Origin of the sequence: Aeromonas molluscorum (assembly GCF_051376105.1) — a bacterium.
GTDB lineage: Bacteria > Pseudomonadota > Gammaproteobacteria > Enterobacterales > Aeromonadaceae > Aeromonas > Aeromonas molluscorum.
The window spans coordinates 1,761,373-1,781,559 of the sequence record NZ_JBPQCY010000002.1 but is presented as its reverse complement, the minus strand read 5'-3'; the positions used below and the strand labels follow the sequence as shown (position 1 = coordinate 1,781,559).

The window sequence follows — 20,187 nt, the reverse complement described above, 5'->3', positions numbered from 1 at the left end:
GCTCACCCCCGCTTGGCTTTGTTGCGGCGACGGCGGGCGGCGCGCTTGGCAGCGGCAGCGTGGTCATTGCGCGGATTGGGGATGCAGAAGCCGTGACCAGGAATGAAGTCGTTCGGATTGATGCGAGCTGGCTGCCCTGTAGCTGCGAAAAGCACAGCCGCGATAGCGTGGGTGATTCTCATGCTGCCACCGCCTTAGCCGCAACGGCTTCCGCAGTGGGGAACGGGGTCAGGTGGTAATGCCAAACCTGCTTGCCGTTGATGTTCTTGTTGTTGGCGTGTTTTTCCCAGCCGTGGCAGCACACTTCTCGCAGGCGGGCGCTGATGGCGGCTTGGGTATCGGCTTGGCCGTAGCGGCTCCAGTACTCGCGCTCGATGTCGCGCAGGGTGCGGGGCTTGCCGTCGCTCATGATGGCGATGACGCGGCCCAGTTGGGTCGCAACGGATAGATCTCGGGTATTCGATTTTGCGGTCATGGTCGGGTCCTTTTGGTCAACGGCCGGGTGGTCTAGGTCCGGCTTGAAACATGTTACGGCGCGATATACCGATTGTCACGGGTTGGCAAGCGCCTCCTTTCCAGAGTTATCCACAGCTCCATTTGCAACACCACCTCTCAACACCAGCACTGGCGCGGCTCTCAGCCGTGTGGCCTCCTCCGCCACTCGCTCCGGCGTCGTGCTCTGCACCAGCCAATGTCCTGCGCCACGCTGCTGGTCGGTGTGTCCCAGTGCGTCGCTCTCGTCGGCCACCTCCAGCAGTACCCGCTCCCCGCACCAGCCCCGCACGGCGGGGTAGATCACAACTCGGCAGAACTTTGCCTCGCGCACGGCGGCGATCACGTCTTGGTTGAACATTCCTAAATCCTCCCTGTGATGGTGTAACCACGCTGACGGCGTTCGTTGAGAATCCTCTCCAGCTCGACCTGAACAGCCCCGTCCGTCACCACGCCATCACGCTGCAGCACGGTAACGGTCGCCTCCATCTCGCACGCCCGAATGGATATCGCCAGCCTGGGTGACGCGACCGGCACTGCGGCCGCAGGCAGTCGGCGCAGTATCTCTGCCCTAACCTCTGCCGGGCGGGGCGCAAACTGGCGCTCAACGTCGGCCGCCATGTCCTGCACCACCTCCCGGATCTGGGCTGGCGTGAACCCACGCAACACGCCACCCCATGCCAGCGCCACGCCACGGGCATTGGCATCCAGCTGGTTGGCACTGGCTGGCCAGCACCCGGCCATCAGCGGCAGCAGCTCCTCGGCGATGAACGCGGCCATGCGATCGCTTATCTGCGGCGCATCTTGGGTGGCAGGCAGGGCTGTCACGTTAGAGGGGAGTGTTGTCGTCATAGCTGACAGCTCCCGATTCGAGTAGGGCTTTCGCCTGTTTCTGGGCTGCGGCAATGTTGGACATCGGCTTGCGCTTACCCTCGAAGCCCTCCCATTCGCCGTTCACGCAGCGCGGGCGACCGATCTGCTCCCAGCGCTGGGCGCCGGCCAGGTATCCAGCAAACTTCTGCGGCGCAAACAGGGTCATTGGTCGCAGGTACTCGGCCATTTTGAGGTTTGCAGACCAGTGCTCGCGCTTGAAGTCGGTCACAAGTTGCAGATCGGCCACGGAGTAGCCCTCCGCCAATCTCGCGTTGATGTTCTGCAGGGTGGTGGGTTTGGCCTGATAGCGGCGATTGCATGCGGCGTTGAGGTGGTTTAGCACAGCCAGAGAATCGGCTGATGGCTCTGCCGTTTTTTTAGTCGGTTTTGTTTCGTCAGAAACAGAACAAGAGATCTGTTTATTACCTTCAGAGTTTATATTGTTATTAATGATAAGATCTTCGGCATGATACTCCGCACCTAACTCCGCGCCGCTGAGTTGGTGATCTGTCTCCGACTCCATATCTGGCGCACTCTCAAACTCCGCGCCATACTCCGCGCTAAAGTGTTGCGAAACTCCGCGCTGATACGCATCGAAATTCAGCAGGCTGATGATGGTGTAACCACTCTTGCCCTGCTTTGTCGCCCTGCCGATCGCCCCTTCCGCCTCGAAATAATCCAGTGCCCGGCGAGCTTGATCTTCAGACACCCCACACGCTTTACCGAGCGAACGCGCAGAGCAAGCCAGCTGACCGCGGTGGATGGTGAGGCGATTGCCATTGAAGGTAACTTCACGGCTCTCGTATGCCGCATCCAGCAGCAAATGCAGCCACACCGACTTCTTGGCTACGTCCTTGTACCAGGGGGCATTCAGCATCGACGAATAAGCGAGACGGAAGCCATTGCGGGCATTTTCGCTCACGCTGCTACCTCTGCTGATAGGTTTGGAAATGGGGGGGACCGTCCCCGGGAATTGGATAACGGCGCTCATGCGGCCACCTCCTGCTCGATGTACTTGCAAGCGGGGCGCTCATTGACGGTATCGTCAGTACCGGCACGCAGCTCGCTGCCGCACAGTGGGCAGTGATCCAGATCGGCACAAAGGGGGCGGCCCAGGGGGGCCGTTGGGTTCATGGTCATTTTGAGGTCCTGATTAAGCCCGGTGGTGAGGCGGGCGATAGATGTGGGCTATGCGCTGTGTTGTTGCTCCGCGCGCTCGATCTTGCGAGCCTGCAGCTCGCGTGACAGCCTGGTCGCAGTGCGATCAGTGCCTGCGGCATGCGCAATGGTGATCACGGATGCGTCTTCCAGATGCAGGGCCAACTCGTGCATCACGGCCTTGAGAACGACATTATCCCGCTCGCTGACGTGCTGGGGTGCTGGCCGGGGTTTTTGATTGCGAAACATGGTGGCTATCTCCCTAAAACGAAATTGATAAGGCCAATGAGCTTTTCCACCGGCTTCTTTGGGCGCTCCTCGTCATAGACGGCCTCGTCTTGCGGCGAGAACGTCAGTAGGCCGCGCTCGGGCAGGCCATCCCCTTTCAGGATCTCATCGACCGTGACCGGCGGATAACCCTGCTCAATCAGGCTCCGGTTGGCTCGTTTGACGGCTCTCGCCAAGATCAGGGGCTCATGCTTTGATATGGAATTGAGCAGCATCAGCAGCGAGGTGCGGGCAAATGCGGTTTCAGTCATGCCGACTTCGGCGCCAACTTCCTGCCACACTTGGCGGTGGCCAGGGGTGCCGCGCACTCGCAGCGGGGAGCGGGTGCTCATATTTTCATGATCGGGGAGCGTTATTCTTCCCATGGGGTTGGTCCTCTGTATTGGGTGGTTGAGCTGACCGCTGGTCAGGCGGCCGACTCGTTATCGATGAGGGTCTTGCCGATTTCGGCCAGCTCCTCGTAGCAATTGAGATTGAAGGAGCAAACGGCCGCGCCGCTGATGAGGCATTGCTGAGCAATCATCGCCTCACGGATCCGCAGCAGGCGCTCAAGGAGCTCGGCATCCTGCGGGTTGGCACTATTCAAGAGACCAGGCTCTTTGGTGATGGTGTCGATTTCACTCCGAACAGCCTCGGCAACGGCATTGATCTCGTGAAGGAGGCGATCGGCGTGAGAAGTCATAGCGGTCATGTGTTGGTCCCCTGTTGGTTAGGCTGCGCTGTTGTCGTTGGTCAGCGCCTTCTCGGCCTGGTACTTGCCCCATTCACCCGCGATCCACTGCACACCCTTGGCGGTGAACTTGGTCGCAACGAAGGCATGCTGGTTGTGCTCGGCGGTGCCCGTCTTGACCTCAAAGCGGCCCGCATCGATATGCTGGGCGTAAGCGGTCAGCACGCCACCCAGCCGATACATGTACCCCCTGCTGAACAGGAAGGCGCGAAACGCGTTCTCATTGGCCTTGAGCAGCTTGGCGACGGCGCGAAAGCTGAGGGCGCCACCGCTGTAGGCGTAGTTGTCGAAAAACTCGCTCTTATGGGCATTGGCCGCAATGGTCTGCTGGGCGGCAGCCAGCTCCTGGCTCTTACGGTCGATCACCGACTGCGCCACCATCAGCGCCTTGGCCATGATCAGCTCCGGCGCATCCTGCTCCTGACCGGCAAGATAGCCGCCGTGCTTGCGGATGCTGGGCAACACCTCGAAGGTGACCCAGCGCTTGAACAGTTTGGCCTCCGGCTTGCGGCTGCGCAGGATGGCAGAGTAGAGGCCGGACTCGTTGATGGTTATCAGCTCTTGGCTTCCACCAAGGGTCTGCACAATAGACAGACCCTTTTCATCGTCATCAAGGTGGCGAGTCATGGCGGAAGCTTCGGTGTATTCCAGCACCTTGGCGATATCAGCAGCCACGAACCAGGGCTCACCCTGCTGGTCGGTAATGATGCGAATGTTGTGCCCTTCAAAGGCCTTGCTAATCAGATTGGTCATGGTCTTGGGTCCTGTTGGTGGTTGGGCCGCTGGTTAGGCGGCCTGCTGAGTAGAATGGTCTTGCTCCTTGAGCAGGGGGTAATCCTCCAGTCCCAGCCGCAGCTCGCCATTGCTGGCAATGACAAAACTGACCGCGTGCTGGGCCGGGACAATGCCCCTGTTCAGCTTCTTCCACTTGGTGAAATTGGATTGGCTTGTGCCGATGGCGTCGCACGCCCTGGCGGCATTGCCAAAGAACTTGGTGACATCTTCAATACGCATAGTTGGTCCTCGTCTGGGTGGCTCTCACACAATTTATTTCTAAACGGAAATTTTTGCAACTCAATCCGCTCCCATTGGAAATTTCCTCCTTGATAGACTGGCTTTACGAAATGCAATAGGTGAAACGATGAAAAACTTTGCGGAACGATTGCAGGCAAGGATGAAAGAATTACATGTGAGCGCCGCCGAACTGAGCCGCAAAACAGGTATATCTCCACCTGTGATCAGTCGATTACTCTCTGAACCGGGTCGAGAGGTCAGAGCCAGCAGCCTCATGTCTATTGCCAAGCAATTGAAGGTTGATCCCGTCTGGTTGTTTCTGGGGCGCTCGGCTGACAGCTTGATTCACGACATCGAAGCTGGCCCAGGCATGGTGCCGGTATGGACTATGGCTGGATTGCATGCTGACCCAGTTATAGACGCTTGGCCCCATGCAGATACAGGCCGCAAGCTGGCTACAGAGAGAGACGGCCACCTGATAGCCGTGGTAGCTGACAATGATCAACTGGCTGATGCAGGTATTACCCATGGAGCCTTATGCTTGGTTGATCTCAGTGATAACAAGCTAGAGCACAACAAGATCATGCTGGCCAAGGTGGACGAACAGTTCATGTTTCTGCGCGCGATCCAGGGCCTACCAGACTGGCGCTATGGCGTGGATGACCCTCGTGCAGGCTCTCTCACCGATAAACAAGTACTCCCCATAGGCAAAGTTATCGAGATCCGCCTCCCCACTTGAGCCGCCTTCTACTGCATATTGATAGCCCGCCACTCGGCGGGCTTTTTGTTGCTTTTAAAAATTAATAAAATTTCTTCTTGGAACGCCATTGACCTGCCGTTTCTATTTGGCAATAATCAGATCATTCCAAAACAGCAACAACCGATTCAAATTGGAAAGGGTTGGGGTGGAATATCCCAAGACCGATAGCAACAAGGGGCAGCGTGGAAGGAGGCCAATCGTGGTGAAGGTCTTGGGTAATGCCACACGAACGGTGAGAGCCCGGGCCGAAGACGTAACCGGCAAACCTCCGGATCTGGCGGAGTAAGCCAGCAAAGAATTGAGTACCACCCGGCAATCAGGGCCCAGCCCATAACCAGGGCAGAAGTGAAGAAGGCGCCTGACCAGCGCGTAACAACGACAAAGCCCGCACAAGGCGGGCTTCGAAGGACCAGGGTACCACCCCCAATCAGACAGCCGGGGGACCAACCCCGGCAATCAGGACCCCGACCAGCCAAAGCCAGCGGGAATTAGCGAGGACCAACTCGCCAACAGGAGTGAATGTACCATGACCATACGCCTTTTTTCCAGAGCCGCGAAACGCGCCGACCAGATCGTTGCCGCCATCGCCGACCGGCTGAACGGTAATGCCGCCCGTCGCCGCGCCATCAAGCAGCGCTTGCACCTGGCCATGCTGGCCACCGAGCAGCACCAGATAGTCGCCGCCCGCGCTGCCCAGCTGCGCACAACCGGCTTCACCAAGCACAGCGCCCTCCTCCACTGGCGCGCTGAGTTCCACCGCCACTCAGTCTGATATCCCGGGTCTGGCGCTTCCCTTATAGCGCCGTAGCCAAAGCCTCTTTCACAAGCGCCGCAAGGATGCTTTGGCTTCGCTCACGCCAAATTCGGCTGAGCCTGCTCTTTAACAACTTGGAACCGGCTCACAACCACGAATCCCGATGCCGGTAAGGATGCGCCGATACCCCGTTCAATCCGGAAGGCGGTGCGTGAACGTGAACGGATCCCGGCTTGCGAGCCGGTATCCCAAGGCGGCTCCGGTGGAGCTGGTAACACCATAGCGTCGAAGCTGTGGCCGCCTTCGGATAACCACTGAAGGAAATCCCCATGAATACAAAAAAGTTTGAACAGTTGGCGGCGAACTGGACGCGCTTGCGCAATCTGCCATCGCCAATGGATTTTGAAGGCGACTACCAGTACGTGAAGCGATCAGCAAATGACGCGCCATATCGAGGGGCAGAGAAAACGCCCGACAACCCAAGCAGGAAAGCGGTTCTGCGGGTAAGCAACCCCCTGCCAGTACCGAGCTCATGCAATATCTGCGGGGAGTTGGCAGTGAGAGTTGGTACTCACGGCGAGGTCTACGGCCGCGAATACAGCGACTGGCCTTACGTTTACCTGTGCGAGTGCTGCGGCTCCTACGTTGGCCTCCATCCTTTCACTGCGATACCCCTTGGAACACTGGCTGACCGCAAAACAAGAGAGGCGAGAAAGTCCTGCAAAGAGCCTTTTGAGAGGCTGCATCGAACCGGGGTGATGTCACGCGAGCAGGCTTACGCATGGTTAGCCAAGGCGATGGGGATACCCACGGGAGAATGTCACTTTGGGTGGTTTACCGCCGAGCAGTGTACCGCCGCCAAGGATCTGTGCCTCGGCCGGTTAAGCCACAAAAGATAACCAACCACCACAGGACCCAGACCATGAAGCCACTGACCGAGGCCCAGTTGATGGGCTTTCGCGGCGCGATGGTGCCACCCACCCGCCGCAAGTACCACGTAGACGCCGCCCCATCCGCCGAACAGGCGCGGATGGCCCGCAACAAAGCCTCCACCCGCCGCGCCATCGAGGTGCATCAAGAGCAGCGCGCCTTGCGGCTTGAAATGGAGATGTAGCCATGACCAATGAAAACGCCATCTTGGCTCTGCTTGAAAGCAAGGAGGCCGAGGCCAACGCCGAAGCTGAGTGGATCGCCGAGTGGGTTGAGGCAAATCAGCACCCGCTGCTGGCCGGCATGCTCGATACCGATGCCGCCACCCTGCTGGGCGAGATCAATGCCGACCAGGCCGCCCAGCTCAACCAAGCCATCTACCTGCTCATGGTTACCGGCGACAAGTTCTCACTCATGGGTCTGCTCCAGCAGTTGATGGACAAGGGCCTGGCCGAGCTTGCCCAGACCGCCTGGAACGACCACGTTGCCCAGCTGCACGACGCCATGAGCGACGAGCAATGGGAGCAATACCAACAGAGGGCAGCAGCATGAACGCCGCAGTCGATACCAGCCAGACTGCTCCTCACGGCCTGGTACTTGGTCTCACCAATGAGCAGTATCACTCAGGTGATGGCGTCAGCAAATCCCAGCTGGATGACGTGGCTGAGAGCGGAGCCACCTACATCTGGCGCAAAAGCGCGCCAGTTGATGAGGAAAAGCTCAAGCCGCTGGATATGGGTACCGCCCTGCACTGCCTGCTGTTGGAGCCGGGGGAGTTCAAAGATCGCTTTATCATCGCGCCGGCGTTCAACCGCCGCACCAACGCAGGCAAGGAGGAAGAGAAGGAGTTCATGGCCAACTGCGCCGAGTTGGGCAAGACCATCATGGCTGCCGAGGAGGGGCGCAAGCTGCAGCTGATGCGCGAGAGCGTATTTGCCCACCCAGACGCCCGCTGGCTTCTGGAGCAGGACGGCATCTGCGAGGGCTCCCTCTACTGGACCGACAGGGAGATAGGGGAACTGTGTCGCTGTCGCCCAGACAAGATGCTCAACAGCTTCCCCATCCTCGCCGACGTGAAGAAGGTGGATGACATGGCCCGCTTCGAGCGCCACGTTGAGGAGTTCCGCTACCACGTTCAGGACGCCATGTATTCCGATGGCTATCGGGAAATCTACGGCGAGATGCCGGACTTCATTTTCCTGGCTGTCAGCTCATCCATTGAGTGCGGCCGGTATCCGGTTCGAGTTCGCCCCCTGTCGCCAGAATGGCGATCTGAGGGGCATGAACTCTACCGTCGAGACCTTCACAAATTCCATCAGTGCCGGGTCAACAACGACTGGCACGACCTGCAACCACTTATTCAGCCCGCATGGGCAAGGAGACGAGCGTGAGCAATATCACCAGTATCAAGCAGCAGGCGGTCGAGAACTTCGCCGCCCAGTTCCCCATTCTCGTCCAGCGCGGCATAGACGAGCCGACTTGGAACGCCCTGTGCAACACCATTTACCCGGGCGCCAACCCCGATTCGGTAGTCATGGCCATCGACTACTGCAAGGCTCGCGGCCTGGACATCCTGCTCAAACCCGTCCACCTAGTTCCCATGCAGGTCACCGATGCCCGCTCCAAGGAGAAGGTCTGGCGGGATGTACCGATGCCCGGGATCGGTATGTACCGGATCCAGGCCGATCGCTCTGGCAACTACGCTGGCGCCGACGAGCCTGAGTTCGGGCCGGATGTGGCCGAGGAGTTCCAAGACCCCTACAACCAGAGCGCCAAGATCAAGGTCACCTATCCGCAGTGGTGCAAGTACACAGTCTATAAGGTGGTGAATGGGCAGCGGGTTGCCTTCCACGCCTTGGAACGCTGGAAGGAGAACTACGCCACCCAGAGCGGAAAGACTGAGTGCCCCAATGCCATGTGGCGCAAGCGGCCCTATGCCCAACTCGCCAAGTGCACTGAGGCGCAATCCCTGCGCAAGGCATGGCCAGAGATCGGCAGTGAGCCCACAGCAGAGGAGATGGAGGGCAAGGAAATCATCATCAACGAAATCCCCGGCAGCCAACCGCAGCAGAGCGTCCCGGCGAAAAGTCGCGCTCTGGATGCCATTCGCGGCCAGAACTCCGCACCGGTCACACTGGACCACGAGCAGGTCGAGCATGAAGCGTCCGCCCAGGTTAACCACGCCAACACCTACGCCGACCACTGCGCGGCTATTGAAGTCGTGGATACGATGGAAGAGTGGCACAAGGTTTACGCAACAGCCTGGCAATGGGCCAGCGAAACTGGCGATCAAGCTATCGCAGAGGGTATCAAACAGGTAGCAGGTGAACGTAGAGCCCAGCTCAACAAAGCCAAGTAACCCCACCTAACCAGCCCGCCAACCAGCGGGCCTTATTATTCAAGGACCCACCATGACCGAACAAGCTAAGACAGAGACCGTCCAGACCCAACTGGTTGTCATTGACCCCACCACCGCAGTTGCCTTATTCACCGAAGGCAAGGGTGTTGCTGAACTGCTCACCGATATCCGCCAGAAAGCAACCAGCCTGGTACCCGATATCACCACAGCCAAAGGGCGTAAGGAAATCGCCAGCATCGCCTACGCCGTGGCCAAGACTAAGACCTACCTGGACGGGCTCGGCAAGGAGCAGACGGACAAATTCAAGGAGATCCCCAAGCGCATCGACGCCAACCGCAAAACCCTACGGGACACCCTGGACGCCCTGAAAGACGAAGTGCGAGCCCCACTCACCCATTTTGAAGCAGCAGAGGCCGCCCGAGTTGCAGCACTGCAAGACCGACTCACAATACTGAAAGATCTTGGCGCTTCAGGCGGCCACGAGTTCACCGCCGCCGATTTGCAAACAATGCTACTGGAGGTCGAGCAGACCGCCCTGGACGATAGCTGGCAGGAGCTGCTGCCACAGGCTACCGTGGCCAAAGAACTGGCTGCCAAGCGCCTTGGTGAGACGCTGACCACCCGGCTGAAATACGAAGCCGAGCAGGCCGAGCTGGAAGAGTTGCGCAAGAAGCAGGCCGAACAGGAACGCATCGATCGCGAACGCCGGATAGCAGAACAGGCTGCAGAGCAGGCTCGCCTACTGGAAGAAAATCGCCAGCGCCTGGAACGTGAAGCCGCCCAGCATCGCGAACAGGAAGCACAGCGCCAAACCCAAGCCGCGCTGGAACGCGAAGAGCAAGCCCGGCGAAATGCCGAAGCCTCTGAACTGGCCCGCCAGCGGGCCGAAGCGAATGCGGCACATCAGGCAGAAGAAGCTGCCGCACGCGCCGCGGAGCAGGAACGCCAGCGCATTGCCAACGAGCAGCGCATCAAGGATGAAGAGGATGTCCGCCGCCTTGCTGACCGTGATCACCGCGGCCGGATCAACAACGCTATCTTGATGGACCTGATGGGCCTGGGGATTGAGGAGGGGAAAGCCATCAACCTCATCAAGCACATCGCCAGCAACAAGATCGATCACCTGACCATCAACTACTGAGCTAAATCACACCACCTAGCAGGTTTATTGGTAACGCTAGAACCCACTCTGTAATGGGTGCCATAATGCTCCTGCACAATATTAAGGGGAGGTAAAATGAAGAGAATTAGGTTCAGTATCTGGACTGCAATGCTTGGACTATCGCTAAGCGCAGCTGTCTCTGCAACACCGCCTCAAGCCAATGTAGATGATCTTATTAAGTTGGCTGAGCAAGGAGACTCTGGGGCGCAATACAGCCTCGGTGTTCTGTATGTCAATGGTGACGGGGTGGGACAAGACCTTGAACATGCCATTTCCTTGTTCCGCAAGTCCGCAGAACAAGGTGACGCTAGGGGTCAAAACAGCATCGGTGTGATGTATGCCACTGGTAGATTAGGGTCTGCAGATGATGAAAAAGCCGCAGCTTGGTACCTCAAGGCAGCCAAGCAAGGGCTTGCAAAAGCGCAGAACAATCTTGCCATTTTATATGCCAGCGGCAGAGGCGTTCCACAAGATTACAAGCAAGCTATCGCCTGGTACTACGAAGCGGCTAAACAAGGGTACTCTGATGCGCAGTTCAACCTTGGCAATATGATTTACAACGGTCATGGCATCCCTAAAGATGACATCCAAGCATACGCTTGGTTCTCCTTGGCGAAATCTAATGGTGCAAATGAAGCCTCTGATGCCCTGAATGACATTTCAAGAGACCTCACCATTGGTCAGTTAACTGAAGCCAAAGAACTGGCAGCTCAATTCATCGCGGAATATCCATCTAAAGAGAATTGACCACCAACTCTACCAGCCCAACCCCAGCCCTCATGCTGGGGTTTTTGTTTTTGACCACCGGAAGGACCCCACCATGACCACACTGAACACCAGCGAGGCCGCCAGACAGCAGCCTGAACAACACCAGGAGGCGGCATGAGCGACTACCGTGGATCAACGACTCCCGCCAGCACACGGGATATGACACAAACTCCACTCTATCTGTTCCGTGCGCTCGATCGGGAATTCCACTTTAGCCTCGATGCAGCAGCGTTGCCGGAGACGGCCCTATGCCAGAAGTACCTGACACCTGACATCGACGCCCTGATAGTGGACTGGGGTGACTTTATCAGCCCGTCGGTACGCTCGCCGTGGGTCTGGCTGAACCCGCCCTACTCCCATATCGGCCCCTGGGTGGATAAAGCCATCGAGCAGCAAGGGTGTGGGATAGGCACCGTCATGTTGGTACCGCAGGACACCAGCACTGAGTGGTATCCAGGTGAGCGGGCCAGCGAGGTACGCCACATCACCGGTTACCATGACAAGCACGGCAAATGGCGCAACGGTCGAGTTAACTTCATCAACAAGGCCACCGGTGAGGAGATGAAGGGTAACCCAAAGGGTTCTATGTTCCTCATCTTCGCACCGAACTGGCGGGGCGAGTGCAGGATCCGGGACATCAGCAAACTGACCCTGCTACTTGCCGGAGCAGAGCCCATAAGCGCTGCAGCCTGATACCCCCAAACAATCCACCGATGGCCACACAGAAACGGTGGATAACTCATAGGACTCCCATGCAAAAGACAGAAAGCCCCTACTGCGGTGCAGTAGTTATTGGGTTTGGCGTCGTCATGCCTCATCCCAAGCAGCCCGACATGTTCGTCCTCCCAGGAGGCACGACCTGCAATCGGCAAACCGCCGAAGCAGCAGCACGCAAGATCCACGACTTGCAGACACAGAGCCAGCGCAGGCTTCGGAGGTGAGCCATGCGCTACAGAAAGCCCATCATCCAACCTGGATTGACCCGAGAAGAAGCTACTGATGTGCGGGAGCGATATATGCGCATCAACCCCGGAGCCAAAGTCACTATCGACAGCCAGCCAGATAACCCCCAGCTAAAGATCCTGATTGCCCATCTCCCTGTCCTACCATTTCGGCAAGTGCGGGATCCTGGTTTTATCGGGTACCGAGGCTGGAGGGCATAGTTAGAGAACCAGCTTTAAGCTCCCAAATATCCAGGAGCTCAAATTACGGCCCTTCCTTCAATCCAATTGGCGCCCCATCCTCTGGGACTGGAGGGCCACGCCATGCAACAACTTCAACTGATCATCGACCAGGACAGTCAACTGCTTAACGACCTGGTCAGCGCCGTCCGATCCCCCACCCTTTCCAGATCAGCCAAGCTCGCCGAGATCGGCCGCATCCTGGCTCACTTCGATCTACCTATCGAAGCGCCCCGGGTAACCGGCAAGCTATGGAGCGCAACCGAACTGGGCAAAGAGTTGGGGGTCAGCGCCCAAGCGATTGGCAGGCTCGCTAACCGGCATAACCTGAAAACCCCGCAGTTTGGGGAGTACCGCCTTGACCAAGCAGCGCACTCTCTCAAGCGAGTTGAAACCTTCTACTACAACACCAGCGGGCTTCACCGGCTCTCTGAGATTCTAAAATCGAGGACCACATGCAACGTAACTACATCTATCCCTGTGCAAGATGGGTAAGACCACGCCTATTTGAAGCCCTTACAGGCATGACCGAAAAAGCGGCCGAAGGACGACGCCTCAAAGGCGAATGGTCGGAAGGAGTAATCTGGAAATATGGCCCTGATGGGCAGATACGCTACAGCATTGAGGAGTACGACAAGTGGGTCGAGTCAACGCAATAGATAACCTCTCAACCCTCGTTGCAGGAATGACCGGGATTGAGGTACATGGCAGCAAATTACGACTCTGCTTCAGTTATAAAGGTCACCGCTGCCGGGAAGTACTTGATGTTCCCCTCAGCAAAGCAAACGTCAAATTTGCTGCTAATAAACTTGCCGCGATAAAACACGAGATTGCACTAGGCAATTTCGACTACTCCAAGCACTTTCCCAACTCCAAAGCACTCGTACGCCTGGGCATGAACAAGGCGACTAGGATGAGTCTGGCCGAAGCTGTCAGCGTATTTACTGAGAGCGTCGGTCCGAATGTGGGCATCTCTACCATGAGGTCCTACCTCAGCGCCTTCCGCCGCATGACCCTGTTCCTGGGTCCGGAGATGCCCATAGCTGATCTATTGCCGATGCATATAGAGAGACTACGTAACGATTTGCTCAGCGATTGCCAACCCAGATCAGTGAAAACCTATCTGGGTCATGTTGGTAACTTACTCAGCTGGGCCGCGAGAAATGAACTCATCGAAAGACAGTTTGATATCCGCGTTCATGCAGCAAAGTTGAACACAGGAAAGAGTGCGGACCCTTTTGAACACTGGGAGTTTCAAAAGTTGCTGGAGGTCACTTCAAACGAGCAGTTCAAGAACATGCTGCTGGTGTTGGCCTATACCGGCATCCGCCCCGGTGAGCTACGAGCCCTTAGTTGGGGGGATGTTGATGTGGAGAAGCGGGTGATCCACATCCAACGCAACATCACTCAACACAAGATGCAATTCAAGCTCCCCAAGACAAACCGCACCAGGATCGTACATCTGATGCCCCCAGCACTGGCCGCGTTACAGGAGCAATTTAAGATAACTGGGGCACTTTCGGACGCAAAGGTTGACATGCACTTGCCAGGTGGCATGATCGTGCGCCAAACATTGCGTCCAGTATTCCGTCCAACCAGGCTAGTGCCTGGTAGACCACCTTTTTACTCCGCAGTATTCCTTGTCGCACCATGGCGAGCAGCAATCAAAAAGTCTGGGGTTCGTTATCGCCGGGCGTATCAACTTCGGCATACTTTTGCCAGTTGGAATATAACTGCTCACGGAAATCTTGCATTCATTGCCGAGCAAATGGGTCATAACTCAGCAAAAATGTTGCAAGAAGTTTATGGAAAATGGATCGAGTCTTCGAGCCGCAGTGAGGCCGATTCGATCTGGAGTGCAATGCAGAAAAATGGGCATTTGCCCCAATAGCGCCCCCGAATTTTCAACCAGTGCAATAATGCACTGATAATTAAGGATTTATTTTAAATCATATGCTAAGCAGCAACAACATCACCATGCAGTTCGGCGCCAAGCCGTTGTTCGAGAACATCAACGTCAAGTTTGGCGGCGGCAACCGCTACGGCCTTATCGGCGCCAACGGCTGTGGCAAGTCCACCTTTATGAAGATCCTCGGCGGCGATCTTGAGCCCACTGGCGGTAATGTGAGCCTGGATATCAACGAGCGGATCGGTAAGCTTCGCCAGGATCAGTTCGCTTACGAAGAGATGCGCGTACTCGAGGTGGTCATGATGGGCCATGCCGAGTTGTGGGCCGCCATCGCCGAGCGTGATGCCATCTACGCCAACCTCGACGCCACCGACGACGACTACATGAAGGCCGCCGAGCTGGAAGGCTTGGTTGCCGAGTACGACGGTTACACCGCCGAGGCCCGTGCCGGTGAGCTGCTGCTCGGTGCCGGTATCCCCATCGAGTTGCACAACGGCCCCATGAGCGAAGTGGCCCCGGGCTGGAAACTGCGAGTGCTGCTGGCACAGGCGCTGTTCTCCAACCCCGACATACTGCTGCTGGACGAACCGACCAACAACCTGGACATCAACACTATTCGTTGGCTGGAGCAGGTGCTCAACGATCGTGAAAGCACCATGATCATCATCTCTCACGACCGTCACTTCCTGAATTCGGTCTGTACCCACATGGCGGATCTGGACTACGGCGAGCTGCGCGTCTACCCAGGCAACTACGACGACTACATGACGGCGGCCACCCAGGCCCGCGAGCGTCTGATCTCCGACAATGCCAAGAAGAAGGCCCAGATTGCCGACTTGCAATCCTTCGTGTCGCGTTTCAGCGCCAACGCCTCCAAGTCCAGCCAGGCCACTTCCCGTCTCAAGCAGATCGACAAGATCAAGATTGAGGAAGTGAAGGTCTCCAGCCGTCAGAACCCCTTCATCCGCTTCGAGCAGGAGAAGAAGCTGTACCGCAACATCCTGGAAGTGGAAGGGGTATCCAAAGGCTATGGTGAGGCGCCCCTGTTCAAGGGCCTGAGCATGATGCTGGAAGTGGGCGAGAAGGTCGCCATCCTGGGGACCAACGGCATTGGTAAATCCACCCTGATCAAGACCCTCATGGGCGAACTGGAACCGGACAGCGGCACCATCAAATGGTCCGAGAACGCCCAGATAGGTTACTACGCCCAGGATCACGCCGAAGACTTCGACACCGATCTCAATGTGTTCGACTGGATGGCCCAGTGGAAACAGGCCAACGAAGATGAGCAGGCAGTGCGCTCCATTCTGGGTCGTCTGCTGTTCACCCAGGACGACATCAAAAAGCCGGTCAAGGTACTCTCCGGTGGCGAGCAGGGCCGCATGCTGTTTGGCAAGCTGATGATGCAGCGCCCCAACATCCTCATCATGGATGAGCCGACCAACCACCTGGACATGGAATCTATCGAATCCTTGAACATGGCGTTGGAAATGTATCAAGGCACCCTGATCTTCGTCTCTCACGACCGCGAGTTTGTCTCCTCCCTGGCGACCCGCATCATGGAACTGACCGAAAACGGCATCCGCGACTTCGGCGGCACCTACGAGGATTACCTGCGCACCCAAGGCGTGGTGTAACCTCACCCAGCTTTGCGATACACAAAATCCGGCGCCCAGTGCGCCGGATTTTTTATGGCCCGGTGTCGGCGTGCAGCGCACCTTGCCTCTCTCCTATCCTCCTATTTGTCACCCCCAACAACCGGCCTCTGCAAGCTCTTTAGCAGGGGATCGCCCCCTGCTGGCCGTCCGCGTCTTCATCCCGAATGCTCGCTTGGCGGCCTCTTTGTTTCCCGGGGCCGCTTTCGCCAGACTCATCAGAACAGGGACAGCGTCGGGCCTGACCCAAGCGAGCGACAAAGGCAACAGGTCCGCTTCTGGCAGCCAGCAAGAATGGACAAGGTGGTTGTCATATGTAACCTGCCAACACTCGGCTATACTGGGTCTTCGCGCGGCAGCCCATGATGACAACCAACAGAAATCACCTCTTTAGGGGGATCCTGAAAAACGCCTGGAAAGTGGGGAAGAAGCACGCTGCACAGCAAGACTCAACCGAAGTGTAATTTTATAACCTGACTAAAATCATTTAGTTATAAAAATATCATTTATATATCAGCTGAAACTACCAAACCGGCAGTGGATGCCAGGGAAGCCATAAAAACTGTAGTAAAATTACATTCACAATCAGTCAATCTTGATCGGCATCAATTTTGGGGTTCCCCCCCTTTGTTATGATTTCCACAGGCAAAATTGCAGGACAATGACAATTGAAAGCAGAATCTCCCTTTGACTGTCTCAAGCCCGAAGCCATAGCTGCACTGGCTGAAGACATCACCTATGCCAAGGCCACCAAGCCCGCATACAAGGTCATTCCCCTCGCCATCACCGCTGGCGCCTTCATCGCTCTCGCATTCATTTTCTACATCACTGTCACCACGGGTGCAGGTGACATGGCCTGGGGCATGGGCAAGCTGATTGGCGGCCTCTGCTTCTCCATGGGACTCATCCTCTGCGTCTTGCTTGGCGCCGAACTCTTCACCTCCACCACCCTGACGCTGGTAGCGAAAGCGGCCGGGCGCATCAGCTGGGCTCAACTGTTCAAAAACTGGGGCCTGGTCTACTTTGGCAACCTGATTGGCGGTCTGCTCATGGTGGCGCTCATCGTCATCTCGGCGCAGTACACGGCAGACAATGGCCAGTGGGGGCTCAATGCCCTGAATGTGGCGCAGCACAAGCTCCATCACAGCTTCTTCGAGGCCGTGGCGCTCGGCATCCTTTGCAACTTGATGGTATGTCTGGCGGTATGGATGTCGTTCGGCGCCCGCAGCGCCACCGACAAGGTGATGGTGATGCTGCTCCCCGTGGCCATGTTCGTCGCCTCAGGGTTTGAGCACAGTATCGCAAACATGTTTATGATCCCGGTTGGCATTGCTATCCATGCCCTCGCCAGCCCGGAGTTTTGGCAGGCCATCGGCCAGAACCCGGCGCAATATGCCGACCTGACCGTTTCGAACTTCGTCTTTCACAATCTGATCCCCGTGACCATAGGCAACATCATTGGTGGCGGAGTCATGGTTGGTCTGACTTACTGGTTTATCTTCCGTCGCCATCATTAAGGATGATGACGGGGTACTACATCAATACCGTGTGAGGTAATGAAAATGGCAGAACGTAACGAGCAGTTCCAAGCAGCATGGGAAGGCTTCGCTCCTGGTGAGTGGCAGAACAGTGTCAACACCCGCGACTTCATCCAGAAGAACTACACCCCTTATGAAGGTGATGAGTCCTTCCTGGCTGGCGCAACTGAAGCGACCTCCAAGCTGTGGGACAAGGTCATGGAAGGCATCAAAATCGAAAACCGCACCCATGCGCCGGTCGATTTTGATACTGACCTGCCCTCCACCATTACCGCTCACGATGCCGGTTATATCGACCAGGGCCTGGAGCAGATTGTTGGCCTGCAGACCGACAAACCGCTCAAGCGCGCCATCATCGCCAATGGCGGTATCAAGATGGTTGAAACGTCTTGCAAGGTGTACGGCCGCGAGCTGGACCCCATGGTCAAGAAGATCTTCACCGAGTACCGCAAGACTCACAACCAGGGCGTGTTTGATGTCTACACCAAGGACATCCTGAACTGCCGTAAATCCGGCGTCATCACCGGTCTGCCCGATGCCTACGGCCGGGGTCGTATCATCGGTGACTACCGTCGTGTCGCTCTATACGGTATCGACTTCCTGATGGCCGACAAGCTGGCCCAGTTCAAGTCCCTGCAAGACGACCTGGAAAACGGCGTCAACCTGGAAGCCACTATCCGTCTGCGCGAAGAGATCTCCGATCAATACCGCGCACTGGATCAGATGAAAGAGATGGCTGCCAAGTATGGCTGCGACATCTCTGTACCGGCCAAAAATGCCAAAGAAGCCGTGCAGTGGACCTACTTCGCCTACCTGGCGGCGGTCAAGTCCCAGAACGGTGCCGCCATGTCCTTCGGTCGTACCTCCAGCTTCCTGGATGTCTACATCGAGCGTGATCTCAAGAAAGGGATCATCACCGAGCAAGAAGCCCAGGAACTGATGGACCACATGGTCATGAAGCTGCGCATGGTTCGCTTCCTGCGTACCCCTGAGTATGATTCACTCTTCTCCGGCGACCCGATGTGGGCGACCGAGACCCTGGCGGGCATGGGCGTGGATGGCCGCACCCTGGTCACCAAGAACAGCTTCCGTATGCTAAACACCCTGTACACCATGGGCCCCTCCCCTGAGCCGAACCTGACCATACTCTGGTCCGAGAAGCTGCCGGTGGCGTTCAAGAAGTACTGTGCCAAGGTCTCCATCGAGACGTCTTCCGTCCAGTACGAGAACGACGACCTGATGCGTGCCGACTTTGACAACGATGACTATGCCATCGCCTGCTGCGTCTCCCCGATGATCGTCGGCAAGCAGATGCAGTTCTTCGGTGCCCGTGCCAACTTGGCCAAAACCATGCTGTATGCAATCAACGGCGGCATGGACGAGAAACTCAAGATCCAGATCGGCCCCAAAACCGACATGGTGACCTCAGAGTACCTCGACTACAACGACGTGATGGACCGACTGGATCACTTCATGGACTGGCTGGCCAAGCAGTATGTCGCCGCCCTGAACATCATTCACTACATGCACGACAAATACAGCTACGAAGCCTCGCTGATGGCGCTGCACGACCGTGACGTCTATCGCACCATGGCTTGCGGCATCGCCGGTCTGTCTGTTGCGGCCGACTCCCTGTCTGCCATCAAGTACGCCAAGGTCAAGCCGGTGCGTGACGAAGATGGCGTGGCCATCGACTTCGAAATCGACGGTGAATATCCGCAGTTCGGTAACAACGACGCTCGCGTCGATGACATCGCCTGTGACCTGGTCGAGCGCTTCATGAAGAAGATCCAGAAGCTCAACACCTATCGTAATGCCGTGGCAACCCAGTCCGTACTGACCATCACCTCCAACGTGGTGTATGGCAAGAAGACAGGTAACACCCCGGATGGCCGTCGTGCCGGTGCACCGTTTGGCCCAGGTGCCAACCCGATGCATGGTCGCGATCAGAAAGGCGCCGTCGCCTCCCTGACTTCCGTTGCCAAGCTGCCGTTCGCTTACGCCAAAGATGGTATCTCCTACACCTTCTCCATCGTGCCGAACGCACTGGGGAAAGACATGGAATCCCAGAAGTCCAACCTGGCAGGCCTGATGGATGGTTACTTCCACCACGAGGCCAACCTCGAGGGCGGTCAGCACCTCAACGTCAACGTGATGAACCGCGAAATGTTGCTGGACGCCATGGAAAACCCGGAGAAATATCCGCAGTTGACCATCCGTGTATCCGGTTATGCCGTGCGCTTCAACTCCCTGACCAAAGAGCAGCAGCAAGACGTCATCACTCGTACCTTCACCGCCTCCCTGTAAGAGAGTCGATGTGAACAAAAACCGGCGCCAAGGCGCCGGTTTTTTTATCTGTCGCTATCCAGTCGTCGTACCCTCCCGTCTTTGACGTCCCAGTGCCTGCGCCCTGTTCACCCACCAGCCCCCATCCTTGCCATGACGTGGCTCGACCATTACGAGGCCAAGACCCTGGCTGATCCCGCTAGCATTGCCCCGTCACAGGCTGAAAACAGAATGAACAAAATAGCCACAAGAGCCTAAATAGCCATTTCGGTCACAATCTTTTCCAATACGCCACCCGACATTAACCTTCCTGCAACAATCACAAGGAGA

At 57.0% G+C, this 20,187-nt stretch carries 27 protein-coding genes; 16 read left to right on the top strand and 11 right to left on the bottom strand.

Features of this window, described 5'->3' with window-relative positions; translation table 11 throughout:
• Positions 1-2: 2 nt before the first annotated feature.
• The 11 genes from ACSMDR_RS18690 to ACSMDR_RS18640 form a co-directional block, all read right to left on the bottom strand.
• Entirely contained in the window at positions 3-182 is a 180-nt protein-coding gene (locus ACSMDR_RS18690) for a hypothetical protein (protein ID WP_436469231.1), read from the bottom strand.
• Positions 179-475, bottom strand: coding sequence for a hypothetical protein (locus ACSMDR_RS18685; RefSeq protein WP_436469230.1), 297 nt, complete (start codon positions 473-475; stop codon positions 179-181). The genes ACSMDR_RS18690 and ACSMDR_RS18685 overlap by 4 nt, the downstream gene beginning before the upstream one ends.
• 75 nt (positions 476-550) lie before the next feature.
• Complete coding sequence (locus tag ACSMDR_RS18680; protein ID WP_436469229.1) at positions 551-853, bottom strand: hypothetical protein; 303 nt, start codon at positions 851-853, stop codon at positions 551-553.
• Between the two features lie 2 nt (positions 854-855).
• Positions 856-1,284: a hypothetical protein gene (locus ACSMDR_RS18675; RefSeq protein ID WP_436469367.1), complete on the bottom strand. Its 429-nt coding sequence runs from the start codon at positions 1,282-1,284 to the stop codon at positions 856-858.
• A 37-nt stretch (positions 1,285-1,321) separates the two neighbouring features.
• A complete protein-coding gene (locus tag ACSMDR_RS18670; protein WP_436469228.1) occupies positions 1,322-2,356 on the bottom strand; it encodes a conserved phage C-terminal domain-containing protein in 1,035 nt (344 codons plus the stop codon).
• On the bottom strand, positions 2,353-2,505 hold the full coding sequence (locus ACSMDR_RS18665) for a hypothetical protein (RefSeq protein WP_436469227.1): 153 nt from the start codon (positions 2,503-2,505) through the stop codon (positions 2,353-2,355). The genes ACSMDR_RS18670 and ACSMDR_RS18665 overlap by 4 nt, the downstream gene beginning before the upstream one ends.
• 48 nt (positions 2,506-2,553) lie before the next feature.
• Positions 2,554-2,772, bottom strand: a complete 219-nt coding sequence (locus ACSMDR_RS18660) for a hypothetical protein (protein WP_436469226.1) — start codon at positions 2,770-2,772, stop codon at positions 2,554-2,556.
• A gap of 5 nt (positions 2,773-2,777) precedes the next feature.
• On the bottom strand, positions 2,778-3,176 hold the full coding sequence (locus tag ACSMDR_RS18655; RefSeq protein WP_436469225.1) for a hypothetical protein: 399 nt from the start codon (positions 3,174-3,176) through the stop codon (positions 2,778-2,780).
• Between the two features lie 41 nt (positions 3,177-3,217).
• The gene (locus ACSMDR_RS18650) at positions 3,218-3,502 is read right to left on the bottom strand and encodes a hypothetical protein (RefSeq protein ID WP_436469224.1); all 285 of its coding nucleotides are present in this window, start codon (positions 3,500-3,502) and stop codon (positions 3,218-3,220) included.
• Between the two features lie 18 nt (positions 3,503-3,520).
• A complete protein-coding gene (locus ACSMDR_RS18645) occupies positions 3,521-4,294 on the bottom strand; it encodes a BRO family protein (RefSeq protein ID WP_436469223.1) in 774 nt (257 codons plus the stop codon).
• 33 nt (positions 4,295-4,327) lie between these two features.
• Positions 4,328-4,555, bottom strand: a complete 228-nt coding sequence (locus ACSMDR_RS18640; RefSeq protein WP_436469222.1) for a hypothetical protein — start codon at positions 4,553-4,555, stop codon at positions 4,328-4,330.
• A 127-nt stretch (positions 4,556-4,682) separates the two neighbouring features.
• On the opposite strand from ACSMDR_RS18640, the gene ACSMDR_RS18635 reads away from it, so the two are divergent.
• From ACSMDR_RS18635 to pflB, 16 genes are all read left to right on the top strand, one after another.
• Complete coding sequence (locus ACSMDR_RS18635) at positions 4,683-5,294, top strand: helix-turn-helix domain-containing protein (protein ID WP_436469221.1); 612 nt, start codon at positions 4,683-4,685, stop codon at positions 5,292-5,294.
• Positions 5,295-5,841: 547 nt separating this feature from the next.
• Positions 5,842-6,087 (top strand): hypothetical protein, encoded by a 246-nt coding sequence (locus ACSMDR_RS18630; protein ID WP_436469220.1) that lies wholly within the window; start codon positions 5,842-5,844, stop codon positions 6,085-6,087.
• Between the two features lie 311 nt (positions 6,088-6,398).
• Positions 6,399-6,968, top strand: a complete 570-nt coding sequence (locus ACSMDR_RS18625) for a zinc-finger-containing protein (protein ID WP_436469219.1) — start codon at positions 6,399-6,401, stop codon at positions 6,966-6,968.
• 23 nt (positions 6,969-6,991) lie between these two features.
• Positions 6,992-7,183, top strand: coding sequence for a hypothetical protein (locus ACSMDR_RS18620; protein WP_436469218.1), 192 nt, complete (start codon positions 6,992-6,994; stop codon positions 7,181-7,183).
• Positions 7,184-7,185: 2 nt separating this feature from the next.
• Positions 7,186-7,551: a hypothetical protein gene (locus ACSMDR_RS18615; RefSeq protein WP_436469217.1), complete on the top strand. Its 366-nt coding sequence runs from the start codon at positions 7,186-7,188 to the stop codon at positions 7,549-7,551.
• Positions 7,548-8,390 carry a PD-(D/E)XK nuclease-like domain-containing protein gene (locus ACSMDR_RS18610; RefSeq protein WP_436469216.1) on the top strand — a complete coding sequence of 281 codons (843 nt, stop codon included), beginning with the start codon at positions 7,548-7,550 and terminating at the stop codon, positions 8,388-8,390. The genes ACSMDR_RS18615 and ACSMDR_RS18610 overlap by 4 nt, the downstream gene beginning before the upstream one ends.
• A complete protein-coding gene (gene bet / locus ACSMDR_RS18605) occupies positions 8,387-9,358 on the top strand; it encodes a phage recombination protein Bet (protein WP_436469215.1) in 972 nt (323 codons plus the stop codon). The genes ACSMDR_RS18610 and bet overlap by 4 nt, the downstream gene beginning before the upstream one ends.
• Before the next feature lie 52 nt (positions 9,359-9,410).
• Positions 9,411-10,499 carry a hypothetical protein gene (locus ACSMDR_RS18600; RefSeq protein ID WP_436469214.1) on the top strand — a complete coding sequence of 363 codons (1,089 nt, stop codon included), beginning with the start codon at positions 9,411-9,413 and terminating at the stop codon, positions 10,497-10,499.
• 96 nt (positions 10,500-10,595) lie between these two features.
• Complete coding sequence (locus ACSMDR_RS18595) at positions 10,596-11,267, top strand: tetratricopeptide repeat protein (protein WP_436469213.1); 672 nt, start codon at positions 10,596-10,598, stop codon at positions 11,265-11,267.
• A gap of 135 nt (positions 11,268-11,402) precedes the next feature.
• Positions 11,403-11,981, top strand: coding sequence for a phage N-6-adenine-methyltransferase (locus tag ACSMDR_RS18590; RefSeq protein WP_436469212.1), 579 nt, complete (start codon positions 11,403-11,405; stop codon positions 11,979-11,981).
• Between the two features lie 572 nt (positions 11,982-12,553).
• A complete protein-coding gene (locus tag ACSMDR_RS18585) occupies positions 12,554-12,964 on the top strand; it encodes a hypothetical protein (protein WP_436469211.1) in 411 nt (136 codons plus the stop codon).
• Positions 12,925-13,128, top strand: coding sequence for an excisionase family protein (gene xisR / locus ACSMDR_RS21240; protein ID WP_495549121.1), 204 nt, complete (start codon positions 12,925-12,927; stop codon positions 13,126-13,128). The genes ACSMDR_RS18585 and xisR overlap by 40 nt, the downstream gene beginning before the upstream one ends.
• The gene (locus ACSMDR_RS18580) at positions 13,107-14,360 is read left to right on the top strand and encodes a site-specific integrase (protein WP_436469210.1); all 1,254 of its coding nucleotides are present in this window, start codon (positions 13,107-13,109) and stop codon (positions 14,358-14,360) included. Before xisR ends, ACSMDR_RS18580 begins: the two co-directional genes overlap by 22 nt.
• 62 nt (positions 14,361-14,422) lie before the next feature.
• Positions 14,423-16,015: an ABC-F family ATPase gene (locus ACSMDR_RS18575; protein WP_436469209.1), complete on the top strand. Its 1,593-nt coding sequence runs from the start codon at positions 14,423-14,425 to the stop codon at positions 16,013-16,015.
• Positions 16,016-16,701: 686 nt separating this feature from the next.
• Positions 16,702-17,550, top strand: coding sequence for a formate transporter FocA (gene focA, locus ACSMDR_RS18570; RefSeq protein ID WP_436469208.1), 849 nt, complete (start codon positions 16,702-16,704; stop codon positions 17,548-17,550).
• Between the two features lie 45 nt (positions 17,551-17,595).
• Positions 17,596-19,878 carry a formate C-acetyltransferase gene (pflB, locus tag ACSMDR_RS18565; RefSeq protein WP_005908161.1) on the top strand — a complete coding sequence of 761 codons (2,283 nt, stop codon included), beginning with the start codon at positions 17,596-17,598 and terminating at the stop codon, positions 19,876-19,878.
• Positions 19,879-20,187 lie beyond the last annotated feature (309 nt).

Bases quoted from the DNA above. Each gene is read 5' to 3' on its own strand.
- ACSMDR_RS18655 (WP_436469225.1), bottom strand. From the start codon at position 3,176: ATGGGAAGAATAACGCTCCCCGATCATGAAAATATGAGCACCCGCTCC.
- ACSMDR_RS18640 (WP_436469222.1), bottom strand. From the start codon at position 4,555: ATGCGTATTGAAGATGTCACCAAGTTCTTTGGCAATGCCGCCAGGGCG.
- ACSMDR_RS18635 (WP_436469221.1), top strand. From the start codon at position 4,683: ATGAAAAACTTTGCGGAACGATTGCAGGCAAGGATGAAAGAATTACAT.
- ACSMDR_RS18615 (WP_436469217.1), top strand. From the start codon at position 7,186: ATGACCAATGAAAACGCCATCTTGGCTCTGCTTGAAAGCAAGGAGGCC.
- ACSMDR_RS18620 (WP_436469218.1), top strand. From the start codon at position 6,992: ATGAAGCCACTGACCGAGGCCCAGTTGATGGGCTTTCGCGGCGCGATG.
- ACSMDR_RS18625 (WP_436469219.1), top strand. From the start codon at position 6,399: ATGAATACAAAAAAGTTTGAACAGTTGGCGGCGAACTGGACGCGCTTG.
- ACSMDR_RS18585 (WP_436469211.1), top strand. From the start codon at position 12,554: ATGCAACAACTTCAACTGATCATCGACCAGGACAGTCAACTGCTTAAC.
- ACSMDR_RS18650 (WP_436469224.1), bottom strand. From the start codon at position 3,502: ATGACCGCTATGACTTCTCACGCCGATCGCCTCCTTCACGAGATCAAT.
- ACSMDR_RS18590 (WP_436469212.1), top strand. From the start codon at position 11,403: ATGAGCGACTACCGTGGATCAACGACTCCCGCCAGCACACGGGATATG.
- ACSMDR_RS18665 (WP_436469227.1), bottom strand. From the start codon at position 2,505: ATGACCATGAACCCAACGGCCCCCCTGGGCCGCCCCCTTTGTGCCGAT.
- ACSMDR_RS18680 (WP_436469229.1), bottom strand. From the start codon at position 853: ATGTTCAACCAAGACGTGATCGCCGCCGTGCGCGAGGCAAAGTTCTGC.
- xisR (WP_495549121.1), top strand. From the start codon at position 12,925: ATGCAACGTAACTACATCTATCCCTGTGCAAGATGGGTAAGACCACGC.
- ACSMDR_RS18660 (WP_436469226.1), bottom strand. From the start codon at position 2,772: ATGTTTCGCAATCAAAAACCCCGGCCAGCACCCCAGCACGTCAGCGAG.
- ACSMDR_RS18595 (WP_436469213.1), top strand. From the start codon at position 10,596: ATGAAGAGAATTAGGTTCAGTATCTGGACTGCAATGCTTGGACTATCG.
- ACSMDR_RS18690 (WP_436469231.1), bottom strand. From the start codon at position 182: ATGAGAATCACCCACGCTATCGCGGCTGTGCTTTTCGCAGCTACAGGG.
- ACSMDR_RS18645 (WP_436469223.1), bottom strand. From the start codon at position 4,294: ATGACCAATCTGATTAGCAAGGCCTTTGAAGGGCACAACATTCGCATC.
- pflB (WP_005908161.1), top strand. From the start codon at position 17,596: ATGGCAGAACGTAACGAGCAGTTCCAAGCAGCATGGGAAGGCTTCGCT.
- ACSMDR_RS18610 (WP_436469216.1), top strand. From the start codon at position 7,548: ATGAACGCCGCAGTCGATACCAGCCAGACTGCTCCTCACGGCCTGGTA.
- ACSMDR_RS18670 (WP_436469228.1), bottom strand. From the start codon at position 2,356: ATGAGCGCCGTTATCCAATTCCCGGGGACGGTCCCCCCCATTTCCAAA.
- ACSMDR_RS18600 (WP_436469214.1), top strand. From the start codon at position 9,411: ATGACCGAACAAGCTAAGACAGAGACCGTCCAGACCCAACTGGTTGTC.
- ACSMDR_RS18630 (WP_436469220.1), top strand. From the start codon at position 5,842: ATGACCATACGCCTTTTTTCCAGAGCCGCGAAACGCGCCGACCAGATC.
- ACSMDR_RS18575 (WP_436469209.1), top strand. From the start codon at position 14,423: ATGCTAAGCAGCAACAACATCACCATGCAGTTCGGCGCCAAGCCGTTG.
- ACSMDR_RS18685 (WP_436469230.1), bottom strand. From the start codon at position 475: ATGACCGCAAAATCGAATACCCGAGATCTATCCGTTGCGACCCAACTG.